General features: G+C 67.7%; 6 protein-coding genes, 1 other RNA gene and 5 pseudogenes. 5 read left to right on the forward strand and 7 right to left on the reverse strand.

Annotated features, from left to right (window positions below; genetic code table 11):
• Positions 1-103: 103 nt before the first annotated feature.
• Positions 104-676: a TetR/AcrR family transcriptional regulator gene (locus AC1POX_RS21340; RefSeq protein ID WP_071117660.1), complete on the reverse strand. Its 573-nt coding sequence runs from the start codon at positions 674-676 to the stop codon at positions 104-106.
• A gap of 83 nt (positions 677-759) precedes the next feature.
• On the opposite strand from AC1POX_RS21340, the gene AC1POX_RS21345 reads away from it, so the two are divergent.
• On the forward strand, positions 760-1,503 hold the full coding sequence (locus AC1POX_RS21345; protein ID WP_008571767.1) for a glucose 1-dehydrogenase: 744 nt from the start codon (positions 760-762) through the stop codon (positions 1,501-1,503).
• 365 nt (positions 1,504-1,868) lie between these two features.
• Here AC1POX_RS21345 and AC1POX_RS21350 read toward each other — a convergent pair.
• Positions 1,869-2,385 (reverse strand): annotated as a pseudogene (locus AC1POX_RS21350) (hypothetical protein).
• Between the two features lie 565 nt (positions 2,386-2,950).
• On the opposite strand from AC1POX_RS21350, the gene AC1POX_RS21355 reads away from it, so the two are divergent.
• The 4 genes from AC1POX_RS21355 to AC1POX_RS21370 all read left to right on the forward strand — a co-directional run bounded on the left by AC1POX_RS21355 (position 2,951) and on the right by AC1POX_RS21370 (position 5,791).
• Positions 2,951-3,283 (forward strand): hypothetical protein, encoded by a 333-nt coding sequence (locus AC1POX_RS21355; RefSeq protein WP_003482333.1) that lies wholly within the window; start codon positions 2,951-2,953, stop codon positions 3,281-3,283.
• A gap of 61 nt (positions 3,284-3,344) precedes the next feature.
• A non-coding RNA gene (locus tag AC1POX_RS21360) (sX9 sRNA) lies at positions 3,345-3,421 on the forward strand.
• A gap of 197 nt (positions 3,422-3,618) precedes the next feature.
• Positions 3,619-5,544: a M61 family metallopeptidase gene (locus AC1POX_RS21365; protein ID WP_372356582.1), complete on the forward strand. Its 1,926-nt coding sequence runs from the start codon at positions 3,619-3,621 to the stop codon at positions 5,542-5,544.
• A 67-nt stretch (positions 5,545-5,611) separates the two neighbouring features.
• Complete coding sequence (locus AC1POX_RS21370) at positions 5,612-5,791, forward strand: hypothetical protein (RefSeq protein WP_003482327.1); 180 nt, start codon at positions 5,612-5,614, stop codon at positions 5,789-5,791.
• A 102-nt stretch (positions 5,792-5,893) separates the two neighbouring features.
• Here the strand turns inward: AC1POX_RS21370 and xopQ are convergent.
• From xopQ to AC1POX_RS21395, 5 genes and pseudogenes are all read right to left on the reverse strand, one after another.
• Positions 5,894-7,287, reverse strand: a pseudogene (xopQ, locus tag AC1POX_RS21375) (type III secretion system effector XopQ).
• A 357-nt stretch (positions 7,288-7,644) separates the two neighbouring features.
• A pseudogene (locus AC1POX_RS21380) lies at positions 7,645-7,935 on the reverse strand (HigA family addiction module antitoxin).
• A gap of 17 nt (positions 7,936-7,952) precedes the next feature.
• A pseudogene (locus AC1POX_RS21385) lies at positions 7,953-8,235 on the reverse strand (type II toxin-antitoxin system RelE/ParE family toxin).
• Positions 8,236-8,291: 56 nt separating this feature from the next.
• Positions 8,292-10,334, reverse strand: a complete 2,043-nt coding sequence (locus AC1POX_RS21390) for an AAA family ATPase (RefSeq protein ID WP_372357206.1) — start codon at positions 10,332-10,334, stop codon at positions 8,292-8,294.
• A gap of 51 nt (positions 10,335-10,385) precedes the next feature.
• A pseudogene (locus AC1POX_RS21395) lies at positions 10,386-10,772 on the reverse strand (hypothetical protein); the annotation flags it as partial.
• Positions 10,773-10,850: the final 78 nt, after the last annotated feature.

A 10,850-nucleotide genomic window follows, 5' to 3' on the forward strand; every position in this document is an offset into this window, starting at 1 on the left:
AACGATCGTTCTCCCTTGTCAACGCTCGCGCGTGCGTAGGTTCCGAGCCCTCACCACCCGACACGAACGATCGGGCAATCCGGACGTCATCGTGTCAGCCGCCTCATGCAGCCGACGCCGCCCTTGGCGCTGCAATGCCGTCGACGAACAGCCCGATCAGATGCGCGATGCGCGTCTTCGGCGAGCCATGCTGTTCGGTGGCCAGCGAGGTGGCGATGGCGACGACGACGAGATCGTCGAAGCAGACATCGCAGCGGACGACGCCGCTGTTCTGCGCGCTACGCAAACGTTGCTGCCCTTCCTTGCTGACGGCCTCGCACCCTGGCGTGCCGCTCTGCAGCACGGCGCCGAGCGACGCAGCCAGGCCACGATAGACACTGGTGTGCAGTGCCAGATCCTCCAGATACGCGCGCAGCGCGGCCAGCGCGTCGAGCGAACTGGCGCGCGCGTGACTGGCGTTCGCCAGCGACAGGAAGCGCCCGCTATAGGCCGCGGCAAACAACGACTCGCGTGTGGGGAAGCGCCGATACAGCGTGCCGATGCCCACACCGGCGCGCTTGGCGACGTCTTCCATCGACGCCTCGGCGCCGCGCTCCAGGAATACCTCCTCGGCCGCGGCGAGCAGGCGCTCGCGGTTTCGCTGGGCATCGGCGCGCAAGGGAGTGTCGGCGGTCAACGGGCTCTTCCGGCGTGACTTGTGGAAGTGGAGGCTACCTCCATATAATAAGTGGAGCAATCCTCCACTTACTGGGAAACACCATGGGCAAGCGATTCGAAGGCAAGGTGGTCGTGGTCACCGGCGGTACGGACGGCATCGGGCTGGTGACAGCGCAGGCGTTTTCGGCCGAAGGCGCGCAGGTCTACGTCACGGGGCGGCGGCAGGACCGGTTGGACGCTGCGGTGGCGGAGATCGGCGGCGGCGCGGTGGGCGTGCAGGGCGATGTCGGCGTGCCCGAGGACATGGACCGGCTCTATGCGCGCATCCAGCAGGAGCACGGCCGGCTGGATGTCGTCTTTGCCAACGCGGGGGTTTCCGAGTCGGCCGCGCTTGGCGAGATCGACGTTGCGCACCTGGAACGCCTGCTGGCGACCAACATCAAGGGCACGGTCTTCACCGTGCAGAAGGCGCTGCCGCTGATGGCCAGCGGCGGCGCCGTGATCCTGGCCGGCTCTGTGGCTGGCAGCAAGGGCATTGGCGCGCTCTCGGTCTACAGCGCCACAAAGGCGGCCATCCGCTCGTTCGCGCGCACCTGGACGAGCGACCTGAAAAGCCGCGGCATCCGCGTGAATGTGGTGTCGCCCGGCATGGTCCACACACCGGCCATGCAGACCTACCTGGAAGCCAATGCAGGGGCCGAGGACGCGTTCAAGCAGATGATTCCGTTCGGGCGTCTGGGCGACGCCGAAGAGATCGCCGAGGCGGTACTGTTCCTGGCCTCGGACGCGTCCAGCTTCATCGCCGGGCACGAGTTGTTTATCGATGGCGGAGTCATGGCGATTTAGGCCGCTGCCAGAGCGCTGCGATCAGCCAGGGTGACCGCGCGCTCGATCGCCCGCAGGTGGCGGTTGTCGCCATGTTTGCTGAAAACGCGGCCGGGGTTACTTTTTCGGTGGCCTCGTCCAATGGTTGCCGCCGATCAGGGGGTACTCCGGCATCCCGTCGCCACGCCATGTCGCCTTGCGCACTGGCCGTGCGTCACGACACCGAGAGCCGATCGATCTGCTCCAGCGTGGCGCCGAACCTGCAGCGCGCCATTGGGTGAAGCCTGAGCGCAGTTTTTTCCGGTTTGCTGCCTGTGTCATGTCGAGCACTCCAGCCGCCCAGCGAACGGTCGTCGTAAGCGCCTGGAATGCATTCCAGCGGTCGATCACGACGCCGAACGCGCTACCGTGCAGTGCTGAGCCACGCACACGATGGCAGTGATTGTGCCGCCTGCGCCCGCAGACCCCGCGTCGCTCACAGTGCCGCCAAGGCGTTGCATGAGCGCCACCATCGGGGCCAGGTTGTCGCCCCCATTGTTGGTCCAGGTACCCGAAAGTTCGCTGGCTTGCTTCGGAATCGATTGGCCCGCTGCGGTTCTTTCGCTACCGGGTTCGGATTTTCCGTTGGCCTGATTCACATCAACGATCACGCCGACGTATGAGCCGTCCTTGAAGACAACTCTGAAAAGCAAGTTTGCCCGATGCGGGTTGGCCCGCGACGCCGTGGTCCCGGAGCCTGTGACCTGTTGTATCAGCAAGCTGCTGCCCGTGGCAGATTCAACCTACCCTGAGATTTGCATCGATCACGTAATCGTATGCGCTTTTCTCGCGTGCATGAGAATTCAATCCCAGCATCTCGATCGGGATATTGTAAATAGGTCGAATGGTGCCCCCATCGATCACGTGAAACGTGTGCGCGTTGGCGAGCTCTTGAGTCGCTCCAGCGGATGGCGTCTGCTGCTGCACGATTGGCGTCGGTGGAGCTTTCACCGCTGCGGGCACTGTGTCGCCGTCTGATCCAACGTACCACTGTTGAACCAGGTTATCTTTTACGTTGTAGACGATGTGGGTGCCAGGTCCGCTGCGCACCGCTTCAGCACGAAAATCGCTGGCTACTCGGCAAGTGTCGCACCGGATTGCGACGGCCTGGGCCAAGGCCGAGACAACGGCACATCCTGTCGCCAGCACAGCGCTCCATATGTGCTTCACGTTATCTCCGTAATTTTTTGCGAAGGCAGTTCAACAGCGTATTTGAGGGGGTCTTTTGTCGCAACAGGTTCGCATGTGACGCGTTTTCGCACTTGGCAGAAGGTGCGGGAGCAGAGGCAGAATTGACGTAAAGCATGAGTCGGGTCGACTTCTTCCAACCTCATCAGTGCTCGCATTCGAGGCCTGGGCGAATACGCCTTGACCTCCCATACATCCCCCACCCGCCATCCTCGCTGCAGCCTCAACTGGAGAACGCACGATGATGAAGTGGATGGGCACCGCGCTGGCCGCGGCATTGTTGATGAGCGGTTGCGCCAAGGTGGAAGGCGAGAAGTTCGTTGGGCATTGGGTCAACCTGCAGTCGCAGGACGAGACGATGGACATCGAGCGCAATGGCGAGACCTTCATGGTGCGCAGCACCACACCGAAGTTCTTCAGCCGCCAGCCCAAGACCGAAAGCTACCCGGCGGTGTACAAGGACGGCGCATTGCAGGTCACCAACGATGGCGAGACGGTGAACTTCGCCATCGACGAGAGCAACGGCCATCTCAATACCGGTGGTGAGCAGTACGAGCGCGTACCGGCCAAATAAGAGCAGCTGACAGAACGCCTGCGCAACCGCCAGGCGGGCGCGGTCGGTGCTCGGAATCGGCATGTACCACGCATACACTGCGGTTCTGAGCGCGCCGTCCGCGCCCGCCTGACGGCTGCTGCCTACGTTTTGTTAGCCGCTCTAAGGCCACGGCTGTCACCGGCGCCCGCGTGCAGCCCTTGACGATCGCACGCGGGCGTTCGGCATCTGGGCACGTGTGTGCGTCCGTCGATGCGGATGCATGCGCCGAAGCGAGCTGGAGCAGCGCGCTGTTTTCGAGATGGCTACATGCTGTTGCAGGCGTATAGGATCACGGCCTTGTTCGAGGCCGTGCAATGCGCATCCATTCAAGACACATTCCCCCTTTTCGCTTTGCGCGTGCGTCGGTCTTGGCGGTGGTGCTCGCACTGTTGGCAGGCCAAGGGTTCGCGCAATCCAGTCACGGCCCGACGTACGTTGCCCCGACGCCGACGGTTGCGCCGCCGGTAGACCACGCCTTTGCCGGGGTGATGCGCGTGGACGTGGATGCCACCGACGTAGCGCGCCGCATCTTCGCTGTACGCCAGCAGATACCGGTAGACGCGAGCGGCGCAATAACGCTGCTGTATCCACGTTGGGAGGCCGCCAGCCATGGGCCGAGCCTGACGGTGACCGATCTTGCCGGCCTGGAGGTCAGTGCAGCGGGCCGCCGCCTGGCATGGCGGCGCGATGCCTATGAGCCGCATGCCTTCCACGTGCAGGTGCCGGCCGGCGTGCAGCAGCTCGATGTGCGGTTCCAGATGGTGGCCGGCGGCGAGTTGCTGACACGCGACATCGTGTTTGTGCCCTGGCAGCGGTTGGTGCTGTATCCGGCCGGTTGGTATGCGCGGAACATTCCTGTGGCCGCCATGTTGACGCTGCCCGACGGGCTGCGACCGTTCAGTGCCTTGGACGTGGAGCGCGTGCGCGGCACGCACTACGCCTTCAAGACGACATCGCTGGAAACGCTGCTGGATGCGCCGGTGCTCGCCGGCCGATACGCCGCGCAGCTGCCGCTGAGCGGGGCGGTGTCGCTGGATATCGTGGCGCAGCGGCCCGCCGACCTGCAGGTGCCGCCCGCACGTGTGGCCGAACTACGTTCGCTGCTTGCGCAGCTGGGCGCGGTGTTCGGTCCGCCACCGTTTGCACGCTACGCCATCCTGGCGCGGCTGAGCGACGAGGGGTCGGCCGGCGGCACCGAGCATCGTGCGTCCAGCGAGAACGGTTTGGCCTCGTCGCATTTCCAGGACTGGCCGGGCCAGATCCTCTCGCGCGACCTGATTGCGCACGAAATCGTGCATGCCTGGAACGGCTTTTACCGGACGCCTGCCGATTTATGGGCACCGACGCCGAACGTGCCGGTCTCCGGAAGCCTGTTGTGGATGTACGAGGGACAGACCGAGTTCTGGGGCCGCGTGCTGGCGACACGGGCCGGCCAGTTCACGCCCGATGAGGTGCGCGACCGCCTGGCGCTGGAAGCGGCGGAGATCGCAACGCGGCCCGGGCGGGCATGGCGCTCCTTATCCGACGACGTGCACTACCCGGCTTTCATGTTGCGCCAGCCGGTGGCGTGGCGCGACTGGCAGCGCCGGCGCGATTACTACTCCGAAGGCGTGATGCTGTGGCTGGCCGTGGATGCCGAACTGCGCACGCGCAGCGGCGGCAAGCGCAGCATCGACGATTTCGCGCAGCGCTTTTTCGCCGGCGCCACGCCGCACGCGCCCACGCGGACCTATACGTTCGAGGACATCTGCGCCACGTTGCATGCCGTGGCGCCAGCGAACTGGGCAGGTTTCCTGCGCGGGTGGATCGATGCCCACGACGAACTGGACACCACGCGCGGACTGGCCCAACACGGTTGGGCGCTGGTCTACACCGACACGCCAACGGCCGCGTTGCGTGCCAGCGAAGCGGAAGCTGGCGTTGCCGATCTCACCTACTCGATCGGATTGACGGTACGCGCCGACGGCATGGTGCGCACGGTGGCCTGGAACGGCCCCGCGTTCGCGGCCGGGCTGCGGCCGGGCACGCGCGTGTTGACCGTCAATGGATCGCCGTTCGAGCAGGACGCGTTGCGCGATGCGGTGCGCGACTCCATTCGCCGCCCCATCGTGTTGGGCATCGCACAGGACGAGCAGCGTGCAGACGTGCAGATCCAGTACACCGGACCACTGCGCTACCCACGGCTGGAGCGGCTGGCCGGGCGGCCCGACACCTTGGCCAAGCTGCTTGCGCCACGCTGAGGCGATGGGCGCCGGCTGCCGCCACCGGTTGTCGCGTCTTCCCCTGCGCCAGACCCTCTGCCCTTCCATGGCGCACAAGCCTTACAGTGCGCTGGCACGCCGGGTCCGGCGCTGCCCGACCGTTCAATCCAGCAACCACGAGGGTGTCATGAGCAAGGGGATGGACCAGAAGAAGAACCAGAAGAAAGAGCCGACCAAGACGCTGAAAGAAAAGCGCGCGGCCAAGCAGGAAAAGAGGGGCAAGTAAGCCGCCCGGCCTGTTGGCAGGCGGACGAACTGGAGGGGAAGCCCAACCTCGCGCTTCGCGGATGACGCCCGACGGCGCCACTCCGCGAAAGCTGCCGAGCGCTCAGCGCCCGCGTTGCCCCTCGTCCTGCTGGGCGAGCGCGGCCTTGGCCAGCGCCGACAGCAACAGCCTGGCTTTTTCCGGACGCACAACCTCGGCGTGGCCCACGTGCTCCACCGGGCTGGCTCCCTCGCGGTGCATGGGGGTTGGCTGGAACAGCAGGCGCGCGGCGCCGGGCAGCGCTGCCAGCAGGGTCAGCGGATCGTAGAGATTGAGCTTGGTCACCTGCGGCCAGATGGCGTCGAAGCTCAGGGCGCCTTGCTGATCCGCTGCCGCTGGATCCTGCGGTTGTGCTGCGACGAACGTACGGAAGAACCACGCCGTATCCAGGCCGGGGATCAGGTTGGCCTGGATGCCTTCCCACAGGCCTTTCAAGGCGTTTTTCTGCACATCGCGCAGATACTCGCCCACGGGGTGGCCATTGCGCGCGATGCCTTCGTAGAACGCCGGCGGTACGGCGGCCCTGTAGGCAGCTTCCTTGCTCAGGATGCGCAGCGGAATGCCGAGTTGCTGCGCGCGGCGGTAGAGCGCACGGGCGGCGTGGATGTCGGTGGCGTTGTTGTAGGCGCGCGTGTCCGGTTGCACGAGACCATCGGCGTCCCTGGCGGGGTCGATGCCCCCATGATGGTGATGGACGCGACCTTTTCCCGCACCAGATCGCCCGCCTCCGCAAGCAAGGCGCTGGCGTCGGTCATTCCGGCGATGACCACCATGCCGAGCTTGTGGGGCGAGGTCGCCAGGCGCTCGCGCATCGCGCGGACGCCATCGGTGTGCACCGCGTCCGGCGCCGCACGCAGCGCGGCTCCCTCGGCGAGGAACTTGGAATGCTCCCGGGCCTGCGTGGACGTCATGGGATAGTCCTGACCGCGCGCGACGCGAACCTCCGGCAATGCCAGGCGATCGAAGACACCTTTGGCCAGCTGCGCGCGTTGCGATCGCATGTCGGCATCGCCCAGGGTGACGACGACGTCGGTCAGACGCAAAAAGCCTTCGGCCTGCAGCTGCTTGGCGATGGTGTAGGTCACGACATCGTCGGGGTCCTTGTTCGGGTCGGTGAACAGCAGCGTGTCGAGCGGCAACGGCGGCCGATGCAGACGCAGCTCCCGCAGCACGGCCGCCTCGGTGGGCGTCAGCACGGACGTGTCGGCCGCGCCCAGCTCGGCCAGCATGCTGCGCTGGGCAGGCGTCAATCGCGCGGGCAAGCTCTGCGTGCGGCGGTGCCGTGGTCCGTCCGGGCGAGGAGGACGGCCAACGATGGTCTGCAAGGCGCCCGGCGGCGGCGCGGCCGCGTCTGCGGCGGAATGTGCGGGCACGGCGACGGGTGGAGGATCGCGTAGGTCAGCCGTCATGTCTGCGCCGGGCAAGCCGACGGTGGAACGGATTGCGGTGGGCTGCATGGGAGGACCTCTGGCAGTGAACGGCGGTGCTGGCAGCCCCCGTCGGCAACACGACAGAATCGGTGCTCTCGCTCATGCATGCGCAAGGCTGCACGAAACTGTCGCCTGTTCGCGCTCACGCGTGCCACCGTGGGCCGCGGCAATGGCGTGCGGCGCGATCACGCGATCCAGCGGACGGCCAGGCTCGCAACGTTACCCACCTCCAGCGCAGCGCCAGGGCGGCGTGGTGAATTCCTGTGTGCGGCGACGAAGCGTCACCGGCCGGCACGCCGCCGCATCAGCCCAACCCGACGCCGGTGTTGGCGAGCAGCGCATGCGCTATGCCGACTTAGCAGCATGTGCTGGAAGCCGCCCGGATCATGCCGCCAGCCGCTTGATCCGCGCCGGCAAGTCGCCCAGCGCGCGATGCGCCTGCTCCAGTTCGTCGTCGGCCTGCAGGCCAAGCCAGACGCGCTCGGAGGTTCCCAACGCGGCGGCCAGACGCACGGCAGTGTCCGGCAGTGATGCCGCGCTTGCCCAGCACGATTTCGTTGATACCGCGCGGCGGGACGCCGGTGGCGCGTGCCAGTGCGTTCTGGCTGATGCCCAGAGGCTCGAGAAACTCCTCAAGCAGAATTTCGCCAGGTGGATATTGGGTAGGACCGTCATCGACAGATGCCTCGTGCTCAGTGGTAATCGACGATTTCGACCTGGACCACATCGCCTTCCATCCATCGGAAGCAGATGCGCCATTGATCGTTGATCCGGATGCGGTACTGGCCGCGCCGCTCGCCCTTCGACGCTTCCAGCCGGTTGGCGGGCGGAATCGGCAGATCGTCGAGATGCGCGGCGGCATTGAGCATGCGCAACGTGCGGCGCGCGACCAATTGGATGTCGGCAGGCAACCGGCGGGAACGCTCACCCAGCCCAGATCTTTTCGGCTTCCTTGTCGGTAAAGCGCCTGATCATGTGACCAATGTGCAGTCGGCCATTGCGCGACAGGCGCCGGCACCGACTGGATTGGATCAGAACAGCGCACCTTGCACAGGCGCACTAGGCGGTGGTTGTGGAAGTGGCGCTGGCGTGGGTGCTGGAACCGGCGGTGGCTTGTCGTCTTTTGCACCCAACCGCCACGCCAAGCCCGAGATCCGTGCGGCGTGGCGTGCCAGCGCGGCGCGCATGACCGCTTCGCTGCCGGCCAGGTGCAGGGCGCGGCGGGCGCGGGTGATGCCGGTGTAGAGCAGTTCGCGGCTGAGTACGCGGGCGTCGCGGGTGGGCAGTTGCAGCCAGACCTCGTCGAATTCGCTGCCCTGGGCCTTGTGCACGGTCATGGCGAAGGCGCTTTCGTGCGCGGGCAGTGCGGCGGGGTGGAAGCCGCGCACCTGGCCGTCGCCGTCGCCTTCGAACCAGGCGACCAAGGGGCCTTGGGCACGGCGGTCGGTGGCGGGGGCGTCATGGCGTGCGCTGTCGCCAGCGTGGCCCGGCCTTGACGACGGTGCCGCGTGGCCGCGCGCGGTCACGGCACTTGCGTCGCCCTGCCCGGGGGAAGGGTCCGCGTCGCTGCGCAGGCAGATACCGACATCGCCATTGAACAGACCGTGGCGATAGCTGTTTTCGGTGATCAGCAGCAGGCGGCCCTGGAACCAGGGCGAGGCGCCGCCCAGACGGCGGGCGCCGGAGCCGGTGTCGGCGAGCAGTTGTTCGATGCGGGCGTTGAGGCCGCGTGCGCCTTGCGGGCCGGCACGCACCGCGGTGAGCAGGCGCAGGCGGCCGGCATCGCGCAGGGCGGCGGCGGGGTCCTGGGCGTTGGCCAGCGCACGCCAGTGCGCGAGCAGCGCGTCGCGGCCGAGTGCCAGCGGATCTTCGCCGTCTTCGTGGAAGTGCACGCCGGGCAGTTCGCCGCTGCGCAGCAGGGCCAGGGCGGTGTCGGCATCGCCGGCGCGGATGGCGTCGGCCAGTGGCGCCAGTGCGAAATCCTGCGCCTGGCGATAGCCGCGCAGCAGGTGCACGCGGTGGCCGTCCAGGCCGCCGCTGCGGGTGGCGGAGGTGACCGCAGGCGGACACTCGACGGGCGCGCTGCCGAGCAGCGATTGCAGTGCCTGGGCGTCTTCGGGCTGCAGGGCATCGCCCGGGCCGGCGGCCTGCAGGATGGCGGCCAGCACGTCGCCGGCTTCCACCGAAGGCAGCTGGTCGGCATCGCCAAGCAGGATCAGCTGGGTGCCATCGGCGACGGCGTCGACCAGTTTGCACATCAGCGGCAGGTCGACCATGGAGGCTTCGTCGACGACGATCAGGTCGAACGGCAGCGGGTTGTCGGCGTTGTGGTGGAAGTGCGGGGAATCCGGGATGACGCCGAGCAGACGATGCAGGGTGCTGGCGCCGCTGGGCAGCAGCGCTTCCCAGCTGGGCGGCCCGCCCCGCTCTGAGGCGGCATGCGGCGGCAGTTCCAATCCGGCGCCGGTGGACGCGGGCGCGGCGGCGTTGGTCGGATGCGTGGACGTGATGAGGCCGGCGCTTGCCGATGGCGCGGGGAGCGAGCCGGCGGCCGGGAGCTGGATGCCGTCGGCGATGGCACGCGCGATGGCGGCGCGCAGGCTTTCGGCCATGCGCTCGGCGGCGCGGCCGGTGGGCGCGGCCAGGGCGATGCGTGGGGCCGGCGTGCTGGATGCCCGTGCCTGGGCGATGCGCAGCAACAGCAGGCGGGCGATGGTGGTGGTCTTGCCGGTGCCCGGGCCGCCGGTGACCAGCAGTAACGCGCGGCGTAGCGCGAGTGCGGCGGCCTGGGCCTGGCGGTCCGGGGGGTGGGATGGCGTGGGGGGGGTTGTTCCCTCTTGGTAGTGGATTGGCGCGGGCAGGCCCGTACCCTCACCCGCCCGTCGGGCACCCTCTCCCGGGGGGAGCGGGGTTGGCTCCGCGGTGCGAGGGGTTGGGATCGCGTTCGGGAACAACTGCGCGAACAGCGGCGCCAGCGTGGCGGCGTCGACCGGCGGCAGCGGTTGCGCGGCGATGCGTTGCAGGCCCAGGGCCAGGCGGCGTTCGTACTCGCGGTAGCGGCGCAGGTAGAGCAAGCCGCGTTCGAGGACGAGCGGGCAATCGGCGGCGGCCGGGGCGTCGGGCTGCGGTTGGTCGACCCAGCGCGAGGCGGTCAGGCTGCGTTGCCAGTCGGCGGGGTCCGGGAAGGTGGGCGCCGGGCCGTCGCGCGCGTCCAGCAACATGGCGGCGCGGGCGGGGTCCAGGCCGGCGTGGCCGCTGGTGACCGCCAGCGAGGCGAGCGCGGCGCCGGCCAGCACCCGTGGGTCGGTGTCAGGCTCCAGGCGTTGCAGGCTTTGCGCGAAGGCCAGATCCAGGGTGCGCAGGGCGCCGCTCTGGTTGAGGGCGGCGAGCAGGTTTGGATGGGTCATGGCGTCGGCATTCCCTTGGCGCACGCGCGCTCGCGCCCCGTCATGCTCCGCGCACCTGTGCTGGCATGCGCGGCGCTGGCTTGCTTTGCGGGCGCGCAGCGGCATTGGCGCCCGTGGCTCGCGGGCGGTGCCTGCTCGGCGCGATCACGGAGAGGCTTGGACGCGGTGCGGGTCGGCCATGCC

This window comes from Xanthomonas sp. NCPPB 3442 (genome assembly GCF_056725145.1).

Excerpts from the sequence above, each read along its gene's own strand:
- AC1POX_RS21345 (WP_008571767.1), top strand. The coding sequence starts at position 760 with ATGGGCAAGCGATTCGAAGGCAAGGTGGTCGTGGTCACCGGCGGTACG.
- AC1POX_RS21355 (WP_003482333.1), top strand. The coding sequence starts at position 2,951 with ATGATGAAGTGGATGGGCACCGCGCTGGCCGCGGCATTGTTGATGAGC.
- AC1POX_RS21365 (WP_372356582.1), top strand. The coding sequence starts at position 3,619 with ATGCGCATCCATTCAAGACACATTCCCCCTTTTCGCTTTGCGCGTGCG.
- AC1POX_RS21370 (WP_003482327.1), top strand. The coding sequence starts at position 5,612 with ATGGCGCACAAGCCTTACAGTGCGCTGGCACGCCGGGTCCGGCGCTGC.